25 protein-coding genes, 2 tRNA genes and 1 pseudogene are annotated in these 24,160 nt (G+C 44.0%); 24 read left to right on the top strand and 4 right to left on the bottom strand.

All coding sequences use genetic code 11. From position 1 onward, the window contains the following. Nucleotides 1-21: 21 nt before the first annotated feature. From Q9R36_RS25050 to tsaD, 6 genes are all read left to right on the top strand, one after another. Nucleotides 22-95, top strand: a tRNA-Met gene (locus Q9R36_RS25050). 54 nt (nucleotides 96-149) lie between these two features. Next, nucleotides 150-225: transfer RNA gene (locus Q9R36_RS25055), tRNA-Asp, on the top strand. A 264-nt stretch (nucleotides 226-489) separates the two neighbouring features. Continuing rightward, nucleotides 490-945, top strand: coding sequence for a tRNA (adenosine(37)-N6)-threonylcarbamoyltransferase complex ATPase subunit type 1 TsaE (tsaE, locus tag Q9R36_RS25060; RefSeq protein WP_253616024.1), 456 nt, complete (start codon nucleotides 490-492; stop codon nucleotides 943-945). Next, on the top strand, nucleotides 942-1,652 hold the full coding sequence (gene tsaB / locus Q9R36_RS25065) for a tRNA (adenosine(37)-N6)-threonylcarbamoyltransferase complex dimerization subunit type 1 TsaB (RefSeq protein ID WP_311226065.1): 711 nt from the start codon (nucleotides 942-944) through the stop codon (nucleotides 1,650-1,652). Before tsaE ends, tsaB begins: the two co-directional genes overlap by 4 nt. A 4-nt stretch (nucleotides 1,653-1,656) precedes the next feature. Continuing rightward, nucleotides 1,657-2,106: a ribosomal protein S18-alanine N-acetyltransferase gene (gene rimI / locus Q9R36_RS25070; protein ID WP_035403427.1), complete on the top strand. Its 450-nt coding sequence runs from the start codon at nucleotides 1,657-1,659 to the stop codon at nucleotides 2,104-2,106. Further along, nucleotides 2,099-3,118, top strand: coding sequence for a tRNA (adenosine(37)-N6)-threonylcarbamoyltransferase complex transferase subunit TsaD (gene tsaD, locus Q9R36_RS25075; protein WP_101552853.1), 1,020 nt, complete (start codon nucleotides 2,099-2,101; stop codon nucleotides 3,116-3,118). The genes rimI and tsaD overlap by 8 nt, the downstream gene beginning before the upstream one ends. A 299-nt stretch (nucleotides 3,119-3,417) precedes the next feature. On the opposite strand, the gene Q9R36_RS25080 is transcribed toward tsaD, so the two are convergent. After that, nucleotides 3,418-5,337 (bottom strand): ABC-F family ATP-binding cassette domain-containing protein, encoded by a 1,920-nt coding sequence (locus tag Q9R36_RS25080; protein ID WP_311226066.1) that lies wholly within the window; start codon nucleotides 5,335-5,337, stop codon nucleotides 3,418-3,420. 141 nt (nucleotides 5,338-5,478) lie between these two features. Between Q9R36_RS25080 and moaC the strand changes: the two genes are divergently transcribed. From moaC to tatC, 4 genes are all read left to right on the top strand, one after another. Continuing rightward, a complete protein-coding gene (gene moaC / locus Q9R36_RS25085; protein WP_148951026.1) occupies nucleotides 5,479-5,961 on the top strand; it encodes a cyclic pyranopterin monophosphate synthase MoaC in 483 nt (160 codons plus the stop codon). A 43-nt stretch (nucleotides 5,962-6,004) separates the two neighbouring features. After that, nucleotides 6,005-6,673 carry a redox-sensing transcriptional repressor Rex gene (locus Q9R36_RS25090; protein ID WP_009795806.1) on the top strand — a complete coding sequence of 223 codons (669 nt, stop codon included), beginning with the start codon at nucleotides 6,005-6,007 and terminating at the stop codon, nucleotides 6,671-6,673. A gap of 102 nt (nucleotides 6,674-6,775) precedes the next feature. Next, on the top strand, nucleotides 6,776-6,955 hold the full coding sequence (locus tag Q9R36_RS25095) for a twin-arginine translocase TatA/TatE family subunit (protein WP_009795807.1): 180 nt from the start codon (nucleotides 6,776-6,778) through the stop codon (nucleotides 6,953-6,955). 18 nt (nucleotides 6,956-6,973) lie between these two features. Beyond that, a complete protein-coding gene (tatC, locus tag Q9R36_RS25100) occupies nucleotides 6,974-7,729 on the top strand; it encodes a twin-arginine translocase subunit TatC (protein WP_009795808.1) in 756 nt (251 codons plus the stop codon). Nucleotides 7,730-7,750: 21 nt separating this feature from the next. On the opposite strand, the gene Q9R36_RS25105 is transcribed toward tatC, so the two are convergent. Next, complete coding sequence (locus Q9R36_RS25105) at nucleotides 7,751-7,963, bottom strand: YdiK family protein (protein ID WP_009795809.1); 213 nt, start codon at nucleotides 7,961-7,963, stop codon at nucleotides 7,751-7,753. Then, nucleotides 7,964-8,695, bottom strand: coding sequence for a CPBP family intramembrane glutamic endopeptidase (locus tag Q9R36_RS25110; RefSeq protein WP_009795810.1), 732 nt, complete (start codon nucleotides 8,693-8,695; stop codon nucleotides 7,964-7,966). 365 nt (nucleotides 8,696-9,060) lie between these two features. Between Q9R36_RS25110 and groES the strand changes: the two genes are divergently transcribed. Continuing rightward, the gene (gene groES, locus Q9R36_RS25115; RefSeq protein ID WP_101552863.1) at nucleotides 9,061-9,345 is read left to right on the top strand and encodes a co-chaperone GroES; all 285 of its coding nucleotides are present in this window, start codon (nucleotides 9,061-9,063) and stop codon (nucleotides 9,343-9,345) included. Between the two features lie 57 nt (nucleotides 9,346-9,402). Beyond that, nucleotides 9,403-11,034, top strand: coding sequence for a chaperonin GroEL (groL, locus tag Q9R36_RS25120; protein ID WP_009795812.1), 1,632 nt, complete (start codon nucleotides 9,403-9,405; stop codon nucleotides 11,032-11,034). Nucleotides 11,035-11,156: 122 nt separating this feature from the next. Here groL and Q9R36_RS25125 read toward each other — a convergent pair whose 3' ends face one another. After that, a complete protein-coding gene (locus Q9R36_RS25125; protein ID WP_009795813.1) occupies nucleotides 11,157-12,341 on the bottom strand; it encodes a DUF4317 domain-containing protein in 1,185 nt (394 codons plus the stop codon). Nucleotides 12,342-12,756: 415 nt separating this feature from the next. Here Q9R36_RS25125 and Q9R36_RS25130 point away from each other — a divergent pair, with 415 nt between their 5' ends. From Q9R36_RS25130 to Q9R36_RS25185, 12 genes and pseudogenes are all read left to right on the top strand, one after another. Further along, a complete protein-coding gene (locus Q9R36_RS25130) occupies nucleotides 12,757-13,335 on the top strand; it encodes a histidine phosphatase family protein (protein WP_311226067.1) in 579 nt (192 codons plus the stop codon). 111 nt (nucleotides 13,336-13,446) lie between these two features. Beyond that, a pseudogene (locus Q9R36_RS25135) lies at nucleotides 13,447-14,001 on the top strand (N-acetylmuramoyl-L-alanine amidase family protein); the annotation flags it as partial. Nucleotides 14,002-14,791: 790 nt separating this feature from the next. Continuing rightward, nucleotides 14,792-15,601 (top strand): Flp pilus assembly protein CpaB, encoded by an 810-nt coding sequence (gene cpaB / locus Q9R36_RS25140; protein WP_311226068.1) that lies wholly within the window; start codon nucleotides 14,792-14,794, stop codon nucleotides 15,599-15,601. 34 nt (nucleotides 15,602-15,635) lie between these two features. Beyond that, nucleotides 15,636-16,796: a CpaE/TadZ family protein gene (locus Q9R36_RS25145; RefSeq protein WP_009795820.1), complete on the top strand. Its 1,161-nt coding sequence runs from the start codon at nucleotides 15,636-15,638 to the stop codon at nucleotides 16,794-16,796. Between the two features lie 15 nt (nucleotides 16,797-16,811). Next, the gene (locus tag Q9R36_RS25150) at nucleotides 16,812-18,137 is read left to right on the top strand and encodes a TadA family conjugal transfer-associated ATPase (protein ID WP_396137138.1); all 1,326 of its coding nucleotides are present in this window, start codon (nucleotides 16,812-16,814) and stop codon (nucleotides 18,135-18,137) included. Nucleotides 18,138-18,149: 12 nt separating this feature from the next. Further along, nucleotides 18,150-19,076, top strand: a complete 927-nt coding sequence (locus tag Q9R36_RS25155) for a type II secretion system F family protein (protein WP_009795822.1) — start codon at nucleotides 18,150-18,152, stop codon at nucleotides 19,074-19,076. A gap of 2 nt (nucleotides 19,077-19,078) precedes the next feature. Beyond that, the gene (locus tag Q9R36_RS25160) at nucleotides 19,079-20,017 is read left to right on the top strand and encodes a type II secretion system F family protein (protein ID WP_009795823.1); all 939 of its coding nucleotides are present in this window, start codon (nucleotides 19,079-19,081) and stop codon (nucleotides 20,015-20,017) included. Between the two features lie 100 nt (nucleotides 20,018-20,117). After that, nucleotides 20,118-20,348, top strand: a complete 231-nt coding sequence (locus Q9R36_RS25165) for a hypothetical protein (protein ID WP_009795824.1) — start codon at nucleotides 20,118-20,120, stop codon at nucleotides 20,346-20,348. Nucleotides 20,349-20,377: 29 nt separating this feature from the next. Next, complete coding sequence (locus Q9R36_RS25170; protein WP_009795825.1) at nucleotides 20,378-21,748, top strand: vWA domain-containing protein; 1,371 nt, start codon at nucleotides 20,378-20,380, stop codon at nucleotides 21,746-21,748. Nucleotides 21,749-21,769: 21 nt separating this feature from the next. Beyond that, entirely contained in the window at nucleotides 21,770-22,165 is a 396-nt protein-coding gene (locus Q9R36_RS25175; protein ID WP_009795826.1) for a TadE/TadG family type IV pilus assembly protein, read from the top strand. Continuing rightward, a complete protein-coding gene (locus Q9R36_RS25180; protein WP_009795827.1) occupies nucleotides 22,166-22,819 on the top strand; it encodes a hypothetical protein in 654 nt (217 codons plus the stop codon). 64 nt (nucleotides 22,820-22,883) lie between these two features. Further along, complete coding sequence (locus Q9R36_RS25185; protein ID WP_311226069.1) at nucleotides 22,884-24,155, top strand: hypothetical protein; 1,272 nt, start codon at nucleotides 22,884-22,886, stop codon at nucleotides 24,153-24,155. The last annotated feature ends 5 nt before the right edge of the window (nucleotides 24,156-24,160 follow it).

Here is a 24,160-nt window from a genome sequence, read left to right on the forward strand (position 1 = left end):
GTTTTAGAATACTTTTATCGTCGCGGGGTGGAGCAGTTCGGTAGCTCGTCGGGCTCATAACCCGAAGGTCGCAGGTTCAAATCCTGCCCCCGCAATAATCCATTTACATAAGGATGACAGCAGACTTATACTTTAATAACTGCTATTACGGTCCCGTGGTGTAGCGGTTAACATGCCTGCCTGTCACGCAGGAGATCGCGGGTTCGATTCCCGTCGGGACCGCCATTTTAATAATTTTGAAGTTTACCAGACGGAACGGAGTTTCGTTTTTTTTATGCTTAAATATGAAGACCCGGCAACCTGCCGGGTCTTATTTTAATTGCAAAAAAAGTTGGATGTACTCAATGGCATGATAAAGGCTGCATCCGGCCTTTTTGCCCAATCCCTCAAAATCATGTACACTTATATAAGATGTGTTTTATAAGGTCCTGCGCTTAATTTGTACGTTTTTCACACAACAATTACTTTACTGATAAAGGTGACTATAATATGAAGCAGTTTGAGTTTGTTTCCGGCAGCCCGGATTTGACGATGGATTTTTCAAAAAGGCTTGCAGAGCGTCTTTTGCCAGGCGATGTATTGACCCTGGAGGGCGATCTGGGAGCAGGGAAGACGACTTTTACAAAAGGCCTTGCCGAGGGTTTGGGCGTCCAGCGGAATGTAAGCAGCCCCACTTTTACCATCATCAAAGAATATATGGGCCGTATGCCGCTTTATCATATGGATGTGTACCGTGTAGAGGATTCCTTTGAGGACCTTGGGTTTGATGAGTATTTTGAGGGCAAAGGTGTTACCGTTGTCGAATGGGCCCATCTCATTGAAGACCAGCTTCCGGAAGAAAGACTTCAGATTGATATCCGGCACGGTGAGGCAGGAAGCAGGATGCTTATCCTTAAACCGTATGGCGTTAGATATGAGGAATTATGTAAGGAGATATTGGGATGAAGGTATTAGCGATAGACACATCCAATTATGTGCTGGGAATAGCCGTAATCGATGATGAGAAAGTTATAGGCGAGTATATAACCAACTTGAAAAAAAACCATTCTGTCCGAATTATGCCCGCAATTGAAACATTATTAAGGGACTGTGATTTGACCGCCGCGGATTTAGAGAAAGTTGTGGTTGCACAAGGGCCTGGATCTTATACCGGTGTCCGGATCGGCGTTACAATAGCCAAGACTTTGGCCTGGTCCCTTCAGGTTCCGCTGACTGGCGTTTCAAGCCTTGCAGTGTCGGCCGCATCTGCAGGACGTTATTTTGACGGCCTTGTATCTCCTCTGACAGATGCCAGAAGGGGCCAGGTATATACCGGCCTTTATCGTTATGAAAAGGGCAATCTGGTGAATGTTGTGGAAGATCAGCTGCTATTATCTGCTGATTGGGCAGAGAGGCTGAAGCAATACGATGAACCGGTGCTGTTTACAGGAAATGATGTTCCCCTCCATAAGGAAGTAATAGCTAAAACGCTTGGAGATCAGGCAAGGTTTGCAGGGTTGACTGATTATAATCCGCGTCCTTCTGAATTGGCGCTGCTGGGAAAAGATAAAGAAAGCACCGACGTCCATACATTTGTGCCAAACTATATCCGTTTGGCAGAGGCGGAAGCAAAATGGCTGGAAAGCAAGAATAAGCCGGAAGCCGGGCTATAAGATCATGGGTTATTCATTTCGTTTTATGGCAGAGGAAGATATCGACCAGGTGCTCGTCATAGAGCACAAGTCATTTACACTCCCGTGGAGCAGGGATGCTTTTATCAATGAACTGACTAAAAATCAGTTTGCGGTATATCTTGTACTGGAGGATGATGATGCTGTTATAGGTTACTGTGGTGCCTGGATAGTCGTAGATGAGGCACATGTGACCAATATAGCTGTCCTCCCGGAGTACAGGGGAAAGAAGCTTGGAGAGGCCCTGATGAAGAAGATGATGGAAGCAGCCAAAGAGCTGGGGGCTGTCACTATGACGCTTGAAGCAAGGGTTACGAATATTGCTGCACAGTCTTTGTATCGAAAGCTGGGATTCCAAAACGGCGGCATAAGAAAAAACTATTATACAGACAATCAGGAAGATGCGATTGTAATGTGGGTGAAATTAGATGAATAAAGATACATTAATTCTAGGAATTGAGACAAGCTGTGATGAGACAGCTGTTGCAGTCATCAAAAATGGAACAGAGATACTGTCAAATGTAGTGGCATCGCAGATCGAAAGCCATAAGCGGTTTGGAGGCGTTGTTCCCGAGATAGCTTCCCGCCACCACGTTGAGCAGGTGACGCTTGTACTGGAGGAAGCCCTGCAGCAGGCCGGGATTTCCATGAAGGAAATAGATGCAGTTGCCGTAACGGAAGGACCAGGTCTTGTAGGAGCGCTGCTCATCGGAGTTAATGCTGCAAAAGCCCTTGCATTTGCCCATAATAAGCCGCTGATCGGCGTTCATCATATTGCCGGCCATATTTATGCTAACCGCCTGATCACAGAGATGAAGTTTCCGCTTTTATCGCTTGTTGTATCAGGAGGGCATACAGAATTGGTGTATATGAAAGAGCATGGCCATTTCGAGGTGATTGGGGAAACGCGGGATGACGCTGCAGGTGAAGCTTATGATAAAGTTGCCCGCATTCTGGGGATGCCTTATCCCGGAGGTCCCCATATTGACCGCCTCGCTCATGAGGGAAGTCCGGCCATCCAATTTCCGAGGGCCTGGCTGGAGGAAGGGTCTTATGACTTCAGCTTCAGCGGGCTTAAATCATCTGTCATCAATACCGTACACAATGCGGAGCAGAAAGGCATCAAAATTGCGCCTGAAGACCTGGCTGCAAGCTTTCAGGAAAGTGTCATTGATGTACTCGTAACTAAAACGGTAAAAGCAGTCAAAGAATACAATGTAAAGCAAGTGCTGCTTGCAGGTGGAGTGGCGGCCAATAAAGGGCTGCGGGCTGCACTGGAAGGAGAATTCAGCACCCTGGAATCCGAGCTGGTGATTCCTCCTCTTTCACTTTGCACAGATAATGCAGCCATGATTGCGGCTGCCGGCACTATTTTATACGAAAAGGGTATCCGGTCAGACCTTGCACTTAACGCCAATCCAGGATTAGACCTCTCTCTTCATAACTAATGATATCTAAGCCGGTTCATAACCTTTCAAAGGTGCTGAACCGGCTTTTTATGTCTTCAGCAGATGTTATCAACAGATTTAAATTTCTGAATCTATGTTAACAGAAAGAGATGTGGATAACTGAGATAAATTCTGTTGAATCTGTGGACAATGTGGATAAAAACATCTTTAATTGTGGATAATGTGGAAAACCCTGTGGAATACAGTTAAATATACACTCTGTCTGTGAATAAAAATGTGAATAACAAAAATAAAGAACCAGGCTGTGGAAGCCTGGTTCTGCAGATTAAAATGAAAGCCTATTCAGCAAGCTCTGCCCATTCTTCCATTAGCAGTTCGAGTTCTTCTTTAGCTTCGCTGTTGTCTTTAGTGATGGCTAAAACTTTTTCATGGTCCTGATAGATCTCTGGCTCGCAAAGCTGCTGTTCATAATCCTCAATGGATGATTCCAGCTGTTCGATCCGTGCTTCAATCTCTTCAAGCCTGCGCATTTTCTGCCTCTCAAGCTTCTTTGTTTCTTTATCCTGTATATATGACTGCTTATCTGTTTTTACAGGTGCAGCCTTCTCTGCTTTTGTTGTCTCCAAGGCCAGAAGCTCAGCCTGCTCCTGCTTTTTATCAACATAATAGTCATAATCCCCGAGGAATTCTGTTGCTCCGCTGTTTTCCAGCTCCAGCACTTTTGATGCTATCCGGTTAATAAAATAGCGGTCATGGGATACGAATAAAATTGTGCCTGGATAGTCTATCAGGGCATTCTCAAGTATTTCCTTGCTGTCGAGATCCAGATGGTTCGTCGGCTCATCTAGGATCAGGAAATTGGCTTTCTGCATCATCAGCTTAGCAAGGGCGAGCCGCGCTTTTTCGCCTCCGCTCAGCGCGGATACTGGCTTTAGGACATCATCTCCAGAGAAAAGGAAATTCCCCAGTACCGTGCGGATTTCTTTTTCATTATGGAGAGGATAGTCATCCCATAATTCATTCAGGACACGTTTGTTTGATTTCAGCTCAGCCTGCTCCTGATCATAATAGCCAATCTCTACATTTGACCCGTAATCGATACTGCCGCCGATTGCCGGCAGTTTTTGAATGAGGGTCTTCAGCAGGGTAGACTTACCGACGCCATTTGGACCCACTAGTGCAGCGCTGTCTCCTCGTGACATGCGGAAAGAGATATTCTCTGAAACCTTATTCTCGCTGTAACCGACCTCAAGGGAATTGACCTTCAGGACATCATTGCCGGTCTGCTTTAAAATATCAAAGCTGAAAGCAGCTGATTTTTCATCGCCGAGCGGCCTGTCCATCAGTTCCATCCTTTCAAGCTTTTTCCTCCGGCTCTGTGCCCGCTTGGTTGTCGAGGCGCGTGCCAGGTTGCGCTGGATAAAGTCCTGCAGCTTGGCCACTTCCTCCTGCTGCTTCTCATACTGGCGCATATCCCTTTCGTAATTCTCAGCTTTTTTCTCTAAATAGTAGCTGTAGTTGCCAGGGAATTTGGAAATCTGCTGGCGTGTTATCTCATATACCTGTGTGACGACTTTATCAAGGAAGTAACGGTCATGGGAAACGATGAGAATGGCTCCCTCATAGCCCTGCAGATATTGCTCCAGCCAGGATAGGGTTTCAATGTCCAGATGGTTGGTGGGCTCGTCCAGAATCAGGATATCTGGCCTGGTCAGCAGCAATTTGGCTAAAGCCAGCCTTGTTTTTTGGCCGCCGCTAAGGACAGATATGCTTGTATCATAACTAAAGGAATGAAAATTCAGTCCGTGCAGGATGGAGCGGATATCGGCTTCATACTGATAGCCTCCCTGTTCCTTGAACTGTACCTGCAGCAGATCATATTCCTTAAGGATCTTCTCGTAGGAGCCAGGATCATTGAATGCGCCGGGATCTGCCATTCTTTCTTCCAGCCGGCGGAGCTCAGCTTCCATCTCCCTCAGCCCCTTGAAGACCGAAAGCATTTCATCCCAGATGGAAAGGGCAGATTCAAGCCCTGTATTCTGTGCCAGATAGCCGATGGAAACATCCTTCGGTTTAATGATTTCGCCTGAATCATGGGACATATGCCCTGCTATTATTTTCAAAAGCGTTGATTTGCCCGCACCGTTCCTGCCCACAAGGGCGATCCTGTCGCGCGTTTGCACCTCAAGCTTTATATTGGATAAAATCATGTCAGCTCCAAAGTACTTTGACAGCTGATTTACCTGAAGTAAAATCATTGTTCTCACCTCTGTATTCTAAAGGTTAGTGTATCCTATTCATTCCCTCACAGCAATAAGATGAAATTTGTGAAACATCATACAATATAGCTTACATACCTATTTAAAATAGTGTATGATTCTTTAGAGAGGTGTTTATGAATGTCAGAATTCACACATTTTAATAATGAGGGCAGAGCCCGCATGGTGGATGTCAGCAGCAAGCCCGAAACTGTCCGGACTGCATCTGCTCACTCAAGTATAACGGTTAACAGTGAAATATACGAAAAAATAACCGGCAACAGCATGAAAAAAGGCGATGTTTTGGCAGTGGCCCAGGTAGCTGGCATCATGGCCGCCAAAAAGACGTGGGAAATCATTCCTATGTGCCATCCCATTCCGCTGACCGGCATCGATATTTCTTTTGGATGGGAAAAATCAGAAGAAGATTACCGGCTTAATATTTCTGCTCAGGTTAGGACAAAAGGGTCTACCGGAGTTGAAATGGAAGCGCTGACAGCTGCCAGTGCCTGTGCGCTGACGGTCTATGATATGTGCAAGGCTCTCGATAAGGGAATGATTATCGGACAAACCTATCTTGTTGAAAAGACAGGCGGAAAAAATGGGGACTTCAAAAAAGAATAGCAGACAAATACAATAGAAAATCAGCAGGGTGGGGGGAAAAGCTATGTCAAATGAAGCCATTAAAATACCGCAGGCAACGGCCAAACGACTGCCGCTGTATTATCGATTTTTAAAAAATCTCCACTCTTCAGGTAAACAGAGAGTTTCCTCGGCGGAGCTCAGTGAAGCTGTGAAGGTGGATTCTGCTACAATCAGAAGGGATTTTTCTTACTTTGGTGCGCTTGGGAAAAAAGGCTACGGCTATAATGTTAACTATCTGCTGTCTTTTTTCCGCAAGACGCTGGATCAGGACGAAGTGACAAAGGTTGCCCTTATCGGGGTAGGAAACCTTGGGACTGCTTTTTTGAACTATAACTTCCTGAAAAATAATAATACCAAGATCGAAGCGGCATTCGATGTTGATGCCGGAAAAGTAGGCACAGATATTGGCGGTGTGCCTGTTTTCCATATGGATGATTTGGAAAGAATATCTGAAGAGCACGCTATTAAAGTCGCCATCCTGACAGTGCCGGCACCGGTTGCCCAAGCCATAACGGACAGGCTTGTAAAAGGAAGCATCAAGGGCATCCTCAACTTTACACCGGCAAGGCTCACAGTTCCTTCTGCCATCAGGGTCCATCATATCGACCTGGCTGTGGAGCTGCAGTCACTCGTCTACTTCCTGAAGCATTATCCAATGGAAGCCCTTCAGGAAGTGGAAGCAGAAGAGTAAGGTTCCGGAATGTGACAATTATCGCAAAGTTAGCATTACGGATAGAATTATACAGGCGTTAGTGGTATCATCAATATGATAGATAAAGGGAGGTGAGGCGCAATGATGAATTTAGGAATGGGAAGCCTCTTGCTTATTGTTTTTGTCGCTTTGCTGATTTTTGGACCGAAGAAACTGCCTGAGCTTGGAAAAGCTGCCGGCAATACCCTCCGTGAATTCAAATCCGCTACCAAAGGGCTTATGAATGACGAAGATGAAGAGAAGAAAAAAGAAGTTAAGTAACATAAGGATGTTATATGTATGAGTCATAAGGATATGACAATTTACGAACATATAGGCGAATTAAGAAAACGGCTTGTCATGACAGTCGTTTTCTTGTTCTGCGCGATGATTTTAAGCTTTTTCCTCGCCGAGCCCCTCATTGTGTATCTGCAGGGCGCCGATGAAGCGAAAGAGCTGACGATGAACGCATTCCGCCTGACCGATCCAGTCAAAATCTATATGCAGTTTGCTTTTATTATAGCTTTTGTCATGACATCCCCGGTCATCCTTTACCAATTCTGGGCGTTCATCAGTCCAGGTTTGTATGAGAAGGAACGGAAGGTCACACTGAGCTATATTCCTGTTTCTGTGATCTTGTTCATTGGCGGAGTGGCATTTTCATACTTTATACTTTTTCCGTTTGTTGTGGACTTTATGACCCGGATTGCGGACAGGCTTGATATCAATCAGGTGATTGGGATCAATGAGTATTTTCAGTTCCTGTTCCAGCTGACCATTCCGTTCGGGATCCTTTTTCAGCTGCCGGTTGTCATCATGTTCCTGACCAGGCTTGGCATTGTCACACCGATGTTTCTGTCAAGCATCCGTAAGTATGCATATTTTGTGCTGCTTGTCATTGCGGCCTTCATTACGCCGCCTGAGCTGCTGTCGCATATGATGGTAACAGTGCCTCTTTTGCTTCTATATGAATTGAGCATTTTCATCTCCAGATTTTCATATAAAAAAGTGCTGGAGGCTGAAAGGCTGCAGGCAAAGGAAATGGAAGCCAAATAAAAAATGAGCCTGGAATAAGGCTCATTTTTTTTGGTTATTTTTAATTTGTTTGATTTTATAGTGAAAGGCAATCATCCGAAGGCCTGAACCGAAATCAAAAGTTGCCAGAAGCACGAGCAGATACGTGAAAAATCCCCATTCACCGGTTTCATTTATATTCTGGATCGCAAAGTAAGTAAACAGCACGCCCAGGAATATATAGATGAATCCGGAAAACAGCGGTGACTGCCTCATTTAAAATCCCCCAATAAAACTTTGAATTTGTTCCATTTCTTCTATCCACTTTTGTAGTTTGTCCTGATTCATTTGAATGATGACTACCAAAGTATTCATCGACACATGCGCAAAAATCGGGACAAGGATCCGCTTGGTCCGCACATACAGGAACGCGAATGTGAAGCCCATTGCAGAATAAAGGAGCACATGCTCAGGCTCGAGGTGCGCGAAAGCAAAAATCACTGAGCTGATCAGGGCCGCCAAAAAGAAGTTCATTCTTTTATGAAGGGCGCCGAAGATGACCTTCCGGAAGACGATTTCCTCCAGTATCGGGCCGATGATGCTGCTGACAATCACGACGAGCGGCAGGGTCTCGATGATCCTGATGATCTGCTGGGTGTTCTCAGAGCCCATTTCAATGCCGATCAGGTTTTCGATATTAGCTGCAAGCGACTGTGCAAACAGTGCCAGGAAGACACCAGCAATTGCCCAGGCGACGGAAGCAAGCGGAGACGAAGCACTGCGGTCAAGCGTCTCCTTTGATTTAAATTCTTTCCGCAGCAGGAATAGCACAAGGATCAGGGCAACTGTAAAGCTGAAAACAAGCCAGTAGGCGACAGACAGCGCCTGCACTTCCGCCGGGCTCCCGCCGGATATAGTTCCGATCACTGCGAAAAGCGGAACTCCAAGATAGCTCGATAACTGCATGCCTATATAAACAATCAGGATAATCCAATATTCATTCTTCAAAAGTTTATTCTCCTTTATCTAAAAACATGCCATACATACCATTCTACTAATAATGAGCATAGATCACAAATAAGAGGGCGCCGCCTAAAATATATAGAATAAAATCTTATTTCCTTCATATACTTAAAGGGTTGGCCAAAAATGAACATGGATTTGTCAGTGTTCCATGTTCATTTTTGGCCCATACGTGTTAAGCTCTGTTTCACACAGCCTTATACATAGAAGCAGCACATTTTTAACAAAATTTTTTATGCGTCCCACTTGCAAATAAAGTGAAGATTCATTAATATAATAATTGTGTTAGCACTCATTAGATGAGAGTGCTAATAAATAACTACATAAAAGATTTGAGGAGGTTGTTTCACTTGTTAAAGCCACTAGGTGATCGTATTATTATCGAGCTTGTTGAAACGGAAGAAAAGACTGCAAGCGGCATCGTACTGCCAGACACAGCTAAAGAGAAGCCTCAGGAAGGCAAGGTTGTTGCTGTAGGTACAGGGCGCGTTCTTGAAAACGGCGAGCGTGTTGAGCTGGAAGTTGCTGCTGGCGACACGATTATCTTCTCAAAATATGCCGGTACAGAAGTGAAATACGAAGGCAAAGAATACTTAATTTTACGCGAAAACGATATTCTGGCAATTGTAGGCTAATAGCCCCCGTAAGCCGGACACTATACACACCATAAAACTTGAGGAGGTTTTTTTACAATGGCTAAAGAGATTAAGTTTAGTGAAGAAGCCCGCCGCGCCATGCTGCGTGGAGTGGATTCCCTTGCAAATGCGGTAAAAGTTACTCTTGGACCTAAAGGACGCAACGTGGTTCTTGAGAAGAAATTCGGTTCACCTCTTATCACAAATGACGGTGTTACCATCGCAAAAGAAATCGAGCTTGAAGATGCATTCGAAAACATGGGTGCCAAGCTTGTAGCTGAAGTAGCAAGCAAGACAAACGATGTTGCCGGTGACGGTACGACAACTGCAACTGTCCTTGCACAGGCTATGATCCGTGAAGGCCTTAAGAACGTAACAGCAGGCGCTAACCCAATGGGCATCCGCAAAGGTATTGAAAAAGCGGTAACTGCGGCTGTAGAAGAGCTTAAGTCCATCTCCAAGCCAATCGAAGGCAAAGAGTCCATTGCACAGGTTGCTGCAATTTCTGCTGCTGACAACGAAGTCGGACAGCTGATTGCAGAAGCAATGGAGCGCGTTGGCAACGACGGCGTCATCACAATCGAAGAATCAAAAGGCTTCACAACTGAATTGGATGTTGTAGAAGGTATGCAGTTCGACCGCGGATATGCATCTCCTTATATGGTAACTGATTCTGACAAGATGGAAGCTGTTCTTGAAAATCCATATATCCTGATCACTGACAAGAAGATCACAAGCATCCAGGAAATCCTTCCTGTTCTTGAGCAGGTTGTACAGCAAGGCAAGCCATTATTGCTTGTAGCTGAAGATGTGGAAGGCGAAGCGCTTGCTACGCTTGTAGTGAACAAACTTCGCGGCACATTCAATGCTGTTGCTGTTAAAGCTCCTGGCTTCGGCGACCGCCGTAAAGCCATGCTTGAAGACATCGCAGTCCTTACTGGCGGTGAAGTAATCACTGAAGAGCTTGGACGCGACCTTAAATCTGCGACAATCGATTCTTTAGGACGCGCTTCTAAAGTAGTGGTTTCCAAAGAAAACACAACAATCGTTGAAGGTTCTGGAGACAGCGCTCAAATCGCTGGCCGCGTGAACCAGATCCGCGTTCAGCTGGAAGAAACAACTTCCGAATTCGACCGTGAAAAGCTGCAGGAGCGCCTGGCTAAATTGGCTGGCGGTGTAGCAGTTGTCAAGGTTGGAGCTGCAACTGAAACTGAACTGAAAGAGCGCAAGCTCCGCATCGAAGACGCCCTGAACTCTACTCGCGCAGCAGTAGAAGAAGGAATCGTTTCCGGAGGCGGCGTTGCCCTTCTGAACGTATACAATAAAGTGGCTTCCCTTGAAGCAGAAGGCGACGAAGCGACTGGCATCAACATCGTTCTTCGCGCAATGGAAGAGCCTGTACGTACAATCGCCCACAACGCAGGCCTTGAAGGTTCTGTCATCGTTGACCGCCTGAAGCGCGAAGACGTAGGCACTGGCTTCAACGCTGCTACTGGCGAATGGGTAAACATGATCGAAGCCGGTATCGTTGACCCAACAAAAGTAACTCGTTCAGCCCTTCAAAACGCTGGATCTGTTGCGGCTATGTTCCTGACTACAGAAGCTGTAGTTGCTGACAAGCCGGAAGAAAATGCCGGCCCTGCAATGCCTGATATGGGCGGCATGGGTGGAATGGGCGGCATGATGTAATCAACATCATAACCCCTGAAATGAGCTTTAAGCAGAAGCCCCCTGCCAGTACCGAAATGGCAGGGGGCTTCTTATGGATAAAACCCGGTTCCTTCTCATAAGGAACCGGGTTTTATTTACTCCTATTCTTCCGTACCGCCACCGCCAAATGCCTCCGGAATCATCGTAAACCCTTCAATCACTGTCTCTTCCTCCACCTCAATCATCAAATAACGTTTCCCATCCACCACAATCTGCTTCACATACCGCAGATCTGGGGGGCTGATGGAGATGTTGGCGACTTTGGTGCTGATTTTTATAGATTTTGATGTAAATTTAGGCAGGACACTGCTGGCTTTGATTTCGTATTTGTCGTCGTCAATGATCTTTTGATAGGAAGATTCAACTTTTTCGGAATCGACATCCTCAAAGCCGCTCATTTTGAGAACGCGTTCTACGTCTTTGGAATCGAGCTTTGGCGGCTCTTCTTCTTCATTTTCCACAATCATGCGGTTGATTTCCTCATAGACCGTGGAGAGCGCAGAGGTGCTCAGCTGATCTCCTGTGACATCCTTGATGATTTCCTCGAAGACGATTTTATCATCCTGGGCTGTCATTGTTTCTTCCCCGTTAAGCACATCCTCTATGAACAGGTGATCCGGCTCGTGGACCTTGCCTGCAGAATAGAGAACATGGTTGACATCCGCTGCGTTATCGGTGAAACATGGAAATAAGAACCCGGAGAGCGGAGCATTAAGGTTGATGATTGGATCCATTACAAAGTGGTATCTGAATTCTTTTTCGACATAGTCAAAAAGCAGTTCCTTCTTCGGCTCCTGGGTGTTATTGATGCTGCAGAGAATGAAGGGATGGGAATAGACGGTATCCCGTTCGCTTTCTTCTGCTTCATCATTGCGGCGCTTCGTCGGCTTGTAATATTCCCCGCGGATGAATGTGATGACGATATCTTTTTCATATTGCCGGACTGCAAGCAGTTTTTCTACAATCTTAAGCATCTGCTCTGCCCAGCCTTCCACATCACTGCTCAGCAGCCCTTGATGGAGAATCAGCTGGCTGCTGTTGTCCGCATCGCGCTGGAACTTCAATTCGAAGAGCTTTTCATCGAGCTGGCCGGCGAGCATCTTTTTAAAATTGTGCAGAAACAGCTCCTGCTGCTCCTGATCCAGCATTTCAAAAGGCTGGCTCTGGTAATGAAAAATGTCGCTGGAATCCTTCATGATATACACATTAAAAATATCGGAGATTTTCAGCAGATCATTATTGATCTTGAACTGCTTCCGAATTTGGGCGATGTCTTTTTTGTTCATGTTTTTTAACACTCCTAAGCTGCCTTCTTGGCATATGTACTAGGATAACAAATAAAGGGTCATAGTGAAATCCTATTATGATCACTGCCTACATAACTTTTTGAAACCTTTTCCATTCCTTGTCGTCTAACGGTGGAATTTTTCCAAAGGGGAGGTGCTAATGGTTGAATTATGAGCTTCATTTATCGGCACAGCAAGATGCAGGGGAAGATATACTGAGAACATTGAACTAATGGGGCAGCCGGAGAAAGCGAAAGCGTTGCTTATATGCTTGATGGTGAAAGAACAAGTGATATGGAAATATTTATTAAAAACGATAGTGCTGGAGTCCGTCTGGGAGACGGGCTTTTTTTATTGGTTGAGGTCCTATCTGTCATTTATACTGAAATCAAAAAGGGAAAAATGGTGAATGGATATGAAAACCGAAATCTATTTTATAAGACATGCCCATTCTGAGTTTTCGCTGGCGCATGAAGAAACACGGGGATTGTCTGCGAAGGGCTGGTCTGACGCCCGCAGGGTGGCTGATCTATTGGCAGTAGAGGGAATTCAGCATATTCTCTCAAGTCCTTATATGAGAGCAATACAAACAGTCGAAGGGCTGGCAAGAAACTTAGGAAAAGAAGTGGAATTGGACCCGCGTTTGCGGGAAGGGGATTTGGCATCTAGAAGCCATCATTTTGAAAAGCCGCTGGAAGCCTTGAAATATGTGTATGATAACCCTGGCTTTAAGTATCCAGGCGGAGAATCAAACCTGGAAATCCAGGAACGGGGGATATGCGCGCTCAGAGATGCTGTTTCTAAATATGGCGGCAGGAAAATTGCTATAGGCATCCATGGCCATATCATGACCTGCCTGCTGAATTATTTTGATGAGAAATTCAATTTTGACTTCCATCAAAGCACCACCAAACCGGATATATACAAACTTACACTTGATGACCAGTTTAATATGGCTGGTTTTGAAAGGCTTTGGAGGCCGGCTTTAGTTTGAGCAAATGTCCAGGCAAACTGCTTATCTGGAATACTGTAGCAAAAGCGCCACCCGCAATGTACAGGCTGGCCAATGACCTTCCTCATAAACAGTAGGGAGGTGGTGAAAATCATGGTAAAAATATTTATTGACCCGGGACATGGGGGAGCTGACCCGGGAGGAGCGGGATCAGGGCTGCTGGAGAAAAATATAACGCTGGAAATTGGGACAAGAGTGCGGTCCATCCTGCTTAATGAGTATCGGGGAGTTCTTGTGAGGATGAGCCGCAGCGGGGATCAGACAGTATCACTGAAGCGACGGACAGATGCCGCCAACAGCTGGGGGGCTGACTTCCTGCTTTCACTCCATGTAAATGCCGGCGGAGGCACCGGATATGAGGACTATACCTATCCGGGAATTGGGGCACCGACTTCCACCTATCAGAATATCATCCATCAAGAGATAATCAGGCAGACAAGCTTCGCCGGCCGCGGGAAAAAGCAGGCCAATTTCCATGTACTCCGCGAATCACGCATGCCGGCGCTCCTCACTGAAAGCGGCTTTATCGACAATCCGGCAGATGCCGCCAAGCTCAGGAAGGGCTCTTTTCTTGAAAGCATCGCCCGGGGACATGCCAATGGAATCGCAAAGGCCTTCAATCTGCGGAAGAAGAATAAGCCAGTCTACCATCTGGTTAATGCCGGGGAAACTGTGTATGCATTAAGCAGATCAGAAGCTGGAACAGACTAGACAGTGCCTAAACCATCTACCCTGGGCAGCGCCTGCGGGTAAAATAAAGCAGAATGATCTTAAATCATATATTATCACTTCGAGATAGATTCTATATTAATAGAAGAAACTCGGAATAAAAGAAGGTTTCCTTAAACGGGAGCCTTTTTATTTTTGCCTGGAGAAGGTGCTCCTTTCTGACTAAGAGAAGAAGCCGGCAGCGCTTTAAACAGACAAAATAATACTTAAAGAATCACAGACTTTTGGCAGACCTGAAAATATTCTTAATGAGTTAAACAATTCCATAAAGTGAAAAATTACTCTTTAAAAACTTATTATGCAGAAAATTGAACTGGTATCTCGTCGTCAAAATGCTTTCTAGATACATTTCCCTAAAAAATAATACTAAATACCCGCAAAATTTAACAATTGTAAAATAAATAACCTAAAATATTACAATTTTAAGGTGGTTATATAACTCTTCACCTGCTCGCTTGCCCAACTTTTGTCTCAAAAAAAAATCTCGATTTAAAGAGTTGCTAGGAAGATAATTACAGACAAAATTCGACAAAACTGGAAGCATGTTTGACGGAAATGTGAACGCATGATAGTTAATATATAGTATATAAAAAGAAAATTTTTGAAATTGACCTGGTTTAGAAAGGTTTAAACGAGGTAAATAGTAGGGAATTTACAGGAAAGATTTTCTTATAAAAATAAAAATTACCTATAGGAGAGAAGCCGCAGGATGTTGGAGTCGAAGAGGAGAGCTATCATATTTATTCTTGTATCAGTTTTATTAGCAGCAGCAGCGGGATTTTTCGTATTGCAGAAGGTCAGCGCGCTGAATTCAGAGCTGGGAGGGATGACAGAGGTTTATGTAGCTGCAAGTGATATACCTTCACGGACACTTATTGAGAGGGAGCAGGTAAAAACTGTTGAAATCCCTAATCGGTATGTGAACAATTCCCATGTAACCAATGTTGAAGATTTAATTAATAAGGTACTAGTTGTACCGGTAGCTGCAGAGGATGTTATTACTAAAACAATGATTAAGCCTGTATCAAATGTCAGGGACGAGAATAATAGGCTTGTGATGATTCCGCAGTCAGATAAAGTAAATTTTGATCAGCAGCTGGAAGCTTTAGATAGGGTTGACATTATCGTATCGCACAAATTTAATGACAAGCCCGTAACAGAGACATTTATGAAGGACGTTCCAGTAGCAGCGGTGCTTAAAAGCAATAAAAAGTTTAAGGGGATTGTTGTGGAGATTGCAGATAAAGACGCTCCACAAGTCATACACATGCAAAATTATGCAGATAGTATGAGGATTCTAAAAGCCAATGTAGGCAAAGAGGAGCCTGCAGAAGGGGAAGCGGCTGAGGCAGACGAAGCTCAGGCTTCAGAACAGAAGTCAGCAGAGCAGAAAGCAGCGGAGCAGAAAGCTGCTGCAGATAAGAAGGCAGCTGCAGATAAGAAAGCAGCAGAGCAAAAAGCTGCAGCAGAAAAGAAAAAACAAGAAGAGCAGCAGAAAACAAACGGCACGGGAAGTTAAAGGCCAATCAACCAGTTAATATTGGAGGACGAACATGGGTGACGAAATTAAAATTCTGCTTGTAAGCGATGAAGAACAATCACTAACAAGTATCAGAGGTCTTTTCACTGATTTCAAACAGGTAGAGACAATAAACCACAATGAGGTCAGGACTGAACTGGACCGCTTGGCGCCTGACCTGGTGTTTTTGATTGAGTCTGAGGGAGAAGCTACTGTAGATACCATTGATTATATCCATGCGGCAAGCCCTATGCTTCCGATCGTATTCATTGCCTTCTCGCAGGACTTTGACTTATTAAGAAATGTTACTAGGGCAGGAGTCGTTGACTATTTTATTCTGCCGGATGAAAATACAATGCTGTATGGAAGATTGGACAGCATCATACAGATGGCTGTCCAGAGAAAGCAGCAGCTATCGGAGACAGCCTCAACAAGCCAGTCGTTTAAGAGGGGCAGGGGAAGAATCTTCTCTTTTTACAGCGGAAAAGGTGGAAGCGGCAGAACAATTATATCCAGCTCATTTGCTCAAACATTAAAGCTGGAATCTACTGCTCAGGTCATCTTGATTGATTTGAATCTCCAGTTCGGCGGAGTCGAAACTTACCTATCTATTGAATCAAACAGGTCATTGGCAGATCTGCTTCCTGTAATCGAGGAACTAAATGAAAGCCATATCCGAAATGTATCTGAAAAGGAAAGATACTCTAAACTGGAAATTCTGCTAAGCCCGCGTGATGCCGAGGTTGCGGAAAATCTGCCAGAAGGCTTTGTTTCCCGTTTATTGCGGACTTGCCGGAGAAGTTATGATTTTGTGCTTGTAGATTTGCCTACAGTCATGAATGAGCATACGTATTCTGCGTTAGAGGAGTCTGACAAAATTTACTATACTCTTAATTTAGATACACCATCAATAAGCATGCTGAAGCAGGTAGAGGGGTTATTTTTGAGGCTCGGTATTGAGACAGAAGGCAGAATGGAACTTCTTCTTAATGAAGTCGGACGAGAGAATGAAATTAAACCCGCTGATCTGAAAAATATCATTCAATATCCGATAGCCTTTAAAATCCCTCGGGATATCAAAGGGGTTCAGGCACATATCAATAAAAGCGAGCCATTCAGGAAAGAAGCTGTAGAAAAGAAACTCATCCCGTTCACAAAATCCATTAAAAAATGGGTAAGCCAAATTTTAGAGTAAAAGGGTTGATGACCTGTGTCACTATTTGAGAAAAAAACAGAAAAAAAGGCAAGCCGATCATCTTCCAGGGCACTATTGGAAAATCACTATATCTCTGAACTGGTAGACCATTATAAGACAAGGATATTAAAGGAGGCTAATCTCGAGGTCCTCACGAATTTGCCGCAGGGCGAAATGAGGCTGAGAATTGAACAGCTCATCAGCCAATATATGAGTGAGGAGAAAATTATCCTTCCTAGGCATGACAAGGAACTGCTGCTCACGAGAATCATTGATGAATCTATAGGATATGGTCCCCTGGAGCCGCTTCTGAATGATGCCACCATTACAGAGATACTTATTAACGGACCGAAAGAAATATATATTGAGAAGCTCGGCAAGCTGCAGCCTGCACCCATCTCGTTCCGGGATGACAGTCATGTCCGCCATGTGATTGACCGGATTGTTGCTCCGCTGGGCAGAAGAATTGATGACAGCTCGCCAATGGTCGATGCAAGGCTTCCGGATGGGAGCCGTGTGAATGCAGTCATTCCCCCAATCAGCTTGAATGGGCCTCTAGTTTCGATACGTAAATTCCGGAAAGACCCTTTCAAAATGTCAGATCTCTTAAAATTTGAAACTTTAAATGATGATATGTCAGTCTTCTTGGACGCCATCGTAAAGTCTAAGCTGAATGTACTGATTTCCGGCGGAACAGGAAGCGGGAAGACGACACTCCTGAATGTACTTGGAAATTCGATACCAGCTAAGGAAAGGGTCATCACTATTGAGGATTCAGCTGAGCTTCGGTTGGATAAGCCAAATGTTGTAGGAATGGAAGCAAGACCGGAAAACATGGAAGGCGAAGGGGAAATCACCATTCGTCACCTAGTGAAAAACTCTCTGAGGATGAGGCCGGATCGAATTATTGTCGGTGAGGTCCGTGGAGCTGAAGCATTTGATATGCTGCAGGCAATGAATACCGGACACGAAGGCTCCATTACTACAGTTCACGCCAATACCCCATTTGATGCCCTCAGACGGGTAGAGGGGATGGTTATTATGGCAGGAATGGATCTTCCTTCAAGCATCATCCGTGAATATATTGTCGGTGCCCTTGATATTATTGTTCAAAGCTCCAGGCTGACAGACGGCACAAGAAAGATCACCTCTATCTGCGAAATTTACCGCAATGAGAACGGTGAAATCACCACAAATGAAATCTTCACTTTTAAAAGGAATGGACTGAAGGGCAATGGCCAGGTGGATGGCTATTTTACCCCTACGGGCCATCTGCCAAAGTGCCTGGAAAGAATAAAGATCTTTGGAATCGATATTCCAGATACACTATTTACCGCATAGGAGGTGAGCCTGATGGAAAGTGCCGTCTTATTCGGGGCAGCTGTGCTGCTGTTTATTTGGGGGATGTACAACTACCTAGGGTACAGGAAAGAAAAGAAGGAAATCCAAAAGAAATATGAAGAGCTGTTCAAAACAGAAAACCAGCGAAGCAGTTTTATTGCAAAAGTTGGGGACCGGTTTGATCAAACAGATTACGCACTGGAGCTGAAAAAGAAGCTGGTTCAGGCTAATATCCCTATTTTGCCTTCCGAGTTTTATGCAATCCTCATTTTTATCGGGTTCCTGATGTCGATCTTGTTATTTGGCTTTTTTAACATACCGTTAATCATTAGTGCTGGAATATCTGCTATAGGGATGATTGCAGCATACTGGTTCATATTCTTCATCAGGAAAAATAAGTACACGGAGCAATTAAATAATCAGTTATCAGAGGCATGCAGACTGCTTGGAAATGCCACAAAATCAGGAATGACCATTACTCAGGGACTGGAAGTTGTTGCTTCAGAAATAAATTCCCCCGCAAGAGAGGAATTTAAAGTGTTAACGCAAAATCTCAGGCTGGGGCTGGATTTTGAACGTGCTCTTGCCGAGATGGAAAAAAGGATTAAAACGAGAGAATATAAGCTTTTTATTTCTGCATTGATGATCCAAAAAAGATCAGGCGGAAACTTAACGAAAGTACTTTACGAAATGGCGCAGACACTTGAGGAGCGGAAAATTTTGCGGCAAACCATTAAAACAGCAACAGCAGAGCAGCGTTTTGTCTCATATATTCTGCCTGCGATGCCTATCTTTCTATTATTCATGCTGAATAATATTATGGATGGATTTATTGACCTTATATTCACAGTTCCAGGAGCTATTTTAATGACAATCTTTATAATCGGGATGGCAGTAGCTCTTATTCTGGTAAGAGCTGTTACCAATATCAAGGTGTAGCTATGGATTCAATCATTTTGATTACTGTTATACTTTGTTGGCTGACGCTAGTCCTAGGATTAATTAACCTTTACCAGTTTGCTAAAAGAAAAGAAGTTTTAAAGCTTCATATTGATGAAATCGCCGCTTCCTCTGCGTTCGACGTTTCCAAGAAGAAGAGTGGGTCTGAAAAAGTCATTACTTTCTTAGCGAGATATGCTGACGATTTTTCTACAATTGGGGAGAGAGTAAATTTATTAAGTGAATCCGCTGAAATTCAAACTCTCCTTAGGAAAGCAGGCAATCCATTTGAGATGACAGTTGGCCGCTTTCAAGGGTTTAAGATTGTTTGTGTGATTATTGGATTCATTGCTGGATTGTTCGCGGTATTATTAGGGCTTCCTTTATCCAATATAGCGTTTGTAACACTTCCTATTTTTGGATTCTTTGTTCCTATACTCCTGGTCCGTTCAAAGGCAAAAAAACGGCAGCAGCAGTTAAGGAGTGATCTGCCAGATTTCTTGGATACCGTTAGTGTGAGCTTGCAGGCGGGCTCCAATATGGATAGTGCTTTAAAGGAAGTCATTAAATATTTTTCAGGCCCAATAAAAGAGGAGTTCTCCATATTCCTGCAGGAAATCGACTTAGGGGTCCCCAGGGAAAAAGCCTATGGAGGCCTGCTCGAAAGAAATGACAACGAAGAGTTCCAAAGTTTTATAAAATCATTAATTCAAGCCACTAGATTAGGAGTTCCAATGGCCTCGACATTAAAAAGCCAGGCAGAGGATATAAGGAAAATCAGCTTGGAGCAGGTGAAAGAAAAGGCAGCAAAAGCATCGCCTAAAGTTACAATGATCACATCATTCATCATTGCTCCATTAATCATGCTGCTGATTATCGGGCTGGTGCTGCTGAATATGATCTACGGTGAAAATAGTTTGTTACAGTTCTTCACCACTTAGTAATGCCGAAACTTGGAAGGGGTGATGCCGAAAACTATTCGTTCCGGATAAATGTGTACTAAGGATTTAATAGATAACTAAAAATTAGGAGGAATTTATAATGAAAACGATGTTAACAAAAATGAACAATTGTGTGATTGGGCTATATGCGAATGCAAAAAGCAAGGTTCAAAATGAAGCAGGTGTTTCAACAATTGAATGGGTTGGGCTGGCAGCAGTTGTTGTAGCATTAATGTTTGCAGTTGCCGGAGCGATGAGTGGACAGGGAAGCGGACTCGCAGGTGCTATCGTTGGGAAAATTTCAGATATGATCGAGTCAATTGGGAACTAATTTTGTTTTAGTAAGCTTGGAGGACATCTATGCGTAAATTATTTAGAATTCTCTTTGCTCCTCTTCTCATAGGGAGTATCATTTCCGGGTGCTCCGCAAGCGGAGGAGAAGATGATAAGCAGGTTCAAAAACAAGAAGTCAAGAAAGAGAAGGCTGATGCTGATCAGGCTGTTGGCAATGCTGACAACCCGTCAAAGCTTGAAAGTCCTCCTTTGCCCGTATCATTGGAGGAAATCTTCTCTTATCCTGAGGGTTCCTTTTCCAGTGAGGATTTAAGCATAGACACTTCAGATACAGAGGCTGCGTTGAATGCAGTTCCTGCAGTGCCAGAAGATGCTTCTGATGAAGAGATTAAAGAGCTATTTGGGTACCTGTATTCTCTGTACAAAATGGAATATCAGGATCCAAGGGCTATCATGGAATCAGCATCTGAGGTGGAAGGACCTGAATCAGAGGGCGGATCCCAGGAATCACCCGCCAGTTTTAATGTTGAGATTGTCCTGGATGCCAGCGGAAGTATGGCTAATAAACTAGGTTCCAAGACCCGGATGGAATTAGCGAAAGAATCTATAAAAGAATTTGCTTCCTCCCTCCCTGAAGAAGCAAATATCAGTTTAAGAGTATATGGGCATAAAGGAACAGGGTCAGATTCAGATAAAAAAATGTCCTGCTCATCCAATGAGCTGGTGTATCCGCCCCAGCCTTATAATGAAGGTGAACTGAACAGTGCACTGGATAAATTCAATCCAGCGGGCTGGACGCCGCTTGCGCAATCCTTGATAGAAGCCCAAAAGGATTTGGCCCAGTTTGAAGGGCAGGATAATAAGAATATGGTTTATGTGGTCAGTGATGGGATTGAAACATGCGACGGTAATCCGGTAGAGGCTGCAAAAGATCTGAAAGATTCCGGTGTAGCCCCTGTTGTCAATATCATTGGGTTCGATGTTAAGGGGAAGGATCAGCAGCAGCTGGAGGAAGTAGCAAAAGCTGCAGGAGGAACGTATCAGAATGTTACCAGCCAGCAGCAGCTGCAGAATGAGCTGAATAAGGCTGTAGAGGAATCTTTAAAATGGCGGACCTGGTATTACGAAGAACGAATGAATTCCTTGGAAGACTTCAATACTCAGAAACTGGATATCCGCTCCATTAAGAACGACTGGGTGAAGAATCATAATATTGAGAAAGCGAAAATCACCACCTCATTAAGCCAAATAAAGCAAAAGGGCAAAATAACTGATGAGCAGCTTTCACAATTAACAGACTTCAGAGATGACTATTACAAAAGCCAAAGGCAAGTAATTGATGATTTGGCAAACGTATTAATTGATGCAAAACAATCTGATATGGAAAGTATTAGGCAGCAAATAGATGAATTATATGAAAAAAATGTATCCAATTAAACAACAAGGAGGGGGCGCATTGTGAAAAAGCTAAAAAATGAACAGGGCTCGGCCACCATTGAATTCCTCGCAATGGTGCCCCTTGTTTTGTTGATATTGATGATTTTTGTTCAATTTCTGGTAGCAGGATACGCCGTCATGGTGGCTCAGTCTGCAGTGAATGAGGCAGCTAAGGTTTATTCAACCTCAGGAGATATGGGCGAAGCTAATACTGCAGCAAGCACTGTCTTATCTAACGCAGGAGGAAATCTGAATTTCAACGGAGTCGTTGAAAGCGGACGAAATGGCAATAACTTTACACTTACACTGAATGTAGATTTAAGACTGATCTTTATTCCTGAAAAATATACAGGATCACTGCCGAATATATCATTTGCCAGGTCGATCAATGGCAGGGTGATAGGGGTGATGGATTAAGTGGAACGCTTGAAAAATGAAAAAGGCAATACTACTTTATTCATGATCAGTTTTTTTGGAATTTTTGCTCTGATGTTTATGATGATTGCAAACTTTGCGAATGTACTAATTGAGAAGCAGCATGCCTCCAATAATGCGGAACAGGCGAGTCTTGTAGCATCAGGGGTTATTTTGGAAGCACTTGATACAGCGATAACTGAATACGATGAAGAGGTTGTTAGACGCCTTTTGGAGAATCCCGATTTAGATCTTGAAAAGCTGCGGAAAAAGGTTGACGATGAAATCAAAGCTTTGCCAGAGGACTACAAGAAGTATGAGAAAAACCATATTGCGATTAATAATATCCTCAAACAAGAACTGCCAGGCAATGGCCTGCTTCAAGAAAAAGTTTTGGCAGAATTGAATAACGCGGAGAGTCTAATTCCTTTTGAAGTCGGCTCAAATATTTCAGGAAATAATGGAAAGGTTGAAGAAACAACCATTTTCCTAAACAATAAAAACAGGATCGAGGTAGAAACCTCTACACGATATAAGGCAGTGAAATTCGACGAGTATTTTTCTGAAAATCAGCGTTACATCAAACAAAAGGGGCAGGGCCCGAGTTTTGATTTTGCAGAAGCAATGAGTTGGAGTCTTAATCTGTCGCCATTTTAAAAAGATTGGAGGGTAAAAAATGAAGAGTGTCAAAAGGATATTTGTTTCCCTTATGGCATTGGCAGTGATATTTTTCATGAACCCCGGATTTCTTGCTATAAATGCATATGCCTGGGAAACGTGGAACTCAAATTCCGGCTGGAATAACAATCCAACCTGGAGCAGTCCTGGCTGGGAGAGCTCTCCTGAATGGACAAATCCCGGATGGGAAACAGCTCCTGAATGGCAAACAAAGCCTGACTGGACCAAACCAGCATGGGAAACAGCTCCTGAATGGCAAACAAAGCCCGACTGGACCAAGCCTGCATGGGAGACAGCACCTGAATGGAACAATCAGCCTGAATGGAACACCAAACCTTGGGAAACTAAGCCAGAGTGGAATTCAGGTCCAGGCAATAATAACCCAAATGGGCCTTCCAGCAACCCGAATGGAAACAATCCAGGAAACAACCCAGGAAGCAATCCCAACAACCCTTCAACAGTGCCTGGCGGCAATACCAATAATCCCCCGCCTGGTCCGCCTTACAGCCAAGACTATAAAAACCCCGGATTGGAAACTCTTGACCAGCTGAATCAGACAAAAAATCCACCGTCAAACAACAGCAGCAATACTGCCGAAGATCCATTCCTGTCCATTAACTCTCCAAAGCCTTACGATGTCCTTAAATATTCTGCTAAGGATATAGTAGGAGGAACTATTAATCTGGCAGATAAAGTTGTGAGAGGGAATGATCTGGAGCTTAAGGATTATCTGGATTACAAAAAAGGTCTCGCGGTTAATGGATTTAAGACATTAACAAAGGGCGACCCTACTTTAGATGCCATCTACGATGCCCAGTCTGTTTATAAAAACTCAAAAGATCTTTATCAAAAGTACAAGACATTTGAAGAGTTTAGAAATATAAACAACCTCAAAAAAGCTGGAGATATTATAGAGGCAGCAGAAAAATTCGATGATTTATATCGGGCGGGTAAAACCTTTACGCCTGGAAACGCTATTGTTTCTGCTGTTACACTGCCTTTTGCTGTCAATGATACAGTGAATAATGTTAAGAAATTCAACAGTGCCGGTACATCTGAAGAGAAAACGGCAGCAGCCTTTGACCTGGTTGGTAATTCTGGAGAAATTATTACAGGTCTAGCCCCTGCAGTAGCGCTGATCCCAGGAGCGCAGCCGATAGCTGCGGGAATGGTGGTCGTCGGAGGGGTATTGAGTCTGGCGAGCCTTGGTCACAAAATGTATAGGAACAGAGAGAAAATTGTTAAAGACGTTAAAAAGAAATTTAATAAGGCAAAAGAAAAGGTAACAGGTTTCTTTAAGTCAGTGTTTGGATAATGAGG

It is taken from the genome of Bacillus sp. AG4(2022) (genome assembly GCF_031844465.1).
GTDB lineage: Bacteria > Bacillota > Bacilli > Bacillales > Cytobacillaceae > Bacillus_AB > Bacillus_AB infantis.

Excerpts from the sequence above, each read along its gene's own strand:
- tsaE (WP_253616024.1), top strand. The coding sequence starts at position 490 with ATGAAGCAGTTTGAGTTTGTTTCCGGCAGCCCGGATTTGACGATGGAT.
- tsaB (WP_311226065.1), top strand. The coding sequence starts at position 942 with ATGAAGGTATTAGCGATAGACACATCCAATTATGTGCTGGGAATAGCC.
- rimI (WP_035403427.1), top strand. The coding sequence starts at position 1,657 with ATGGGTTATTCATTTCGTTTTATGGCAGAGGAAGATATCGACCAGGTG.
- tsaD (WP_101552853.1), top strand. The coding sequence starts at position 2,099 with ATGAATAAAGATACATTAATTCTAGGAATTGAGACAAGCTGTGATGAG.
- Q9R36_RS25080 (WP_311226066.1), bottom strand. The coding sequence starts at position 5,337 with ATGATTTTACTTCAGGTAAATCAGCTGTCAAAGTACTTTGGAGCTGAC.
- moaC (WP_148951026.1), top strand. The coding sequence starts at position 5,479 with ATGTCAGAATTCACACATTTTAATAATGAGGGCAGAGCCCGCATGGTG.
- Q9R36_RS25090 (WP_009795806.1), top strand. The coding sequence starts at position 6,005 with ATGTCAAATGAAGCCATTAAAATACCGCAGGCAACGGCCAAACGACTG.
- Q9R36_RS25095 (WP_009795807.1), top strand. The coding sequence starts at position 6,776 with ATGATGAATTTAGGAATGGGAAGCCTCTTGCTTATTGTTTTTGTCGCT.
- tatC (WP_009795808.1), top strand. The coding sequence starts at position 6,974 with ATGAGTCATAAGGATATGACAATTTACGAACATATAGGCGAATTAAGA.
- Q9R36_RS25105 (WP_009795809.1), bottom strand. The coding sequence starts at position 7,963 with ATGAGGCAGTCACCGCTGTTTTCCGGATTCATCTATATATTCCTGGGC.
- groL (WP_009795812.1), top strand. The coding sequence starts at position 9,403 with ATGGCTAAAGAGATTAAGTTTAGTGAAGAAGCCCGCCGCGCCATGCTG.
- Q9R36_RS25125 (WP_009795813.1), bottom strand. The coding sequence starts at position 12,341 with ATGAACAAAAAAGACATCGCCCAAATTCGGAAGCAGTTCAAGATCAAT.
- Q9R36_RS25130 (WP_311226067.1), top strand. The coding sequence starts at position 12,757 with ATGAAAACCGAAATCTATTTTATAAGACATGCCCATTCTGAGTTTTCG.
- cpaB (WP_311226068.1), top strand. The coding sequence starts at position 14,792 with ATGTTGGAGTCGAAGAGGAGAGCTATCATATTTATTCTTGTATCAGTT.
- Q9R36_RS25145 (WP_009795820.1), top strand. The coding sequence starts at position 15,636 with ATGGGTGACGAAATTAAAATTCTGCTTGTAAGCGATGAAGAACAATCA.
- Q9R36_RS25155 (WP_009795822.1), top strand. The coding sequence starts at position 18,150 with ATGGAAAGTGCCGTCTTATTCGGGGCAGCTGTGCTGCTGTTTATTTGG.
- Q9R36_RS25160 (WP_009795823.1), top strand. The coding sequence starts at position 19,079 with ATGGATTCAATCATTTTGATTACTGTTATACTTTGTTGGCTGACGCTA.
- Q9R36_RS25165 (WP_009795824.1), top strand. The coding sequence starts at position 20,118 with ATGAAAACGATGTTAACAAAAATGAACAATTGTGTGATTGGGCTATAT.
- Q9R36_RS25170 (WP_009795825.1), top strand. The coding sequence starts at position 20,378 with ATGCGTAAATTATTTAGAATTCTCTTTGCTCCTCTTCTCATAGGGAGT.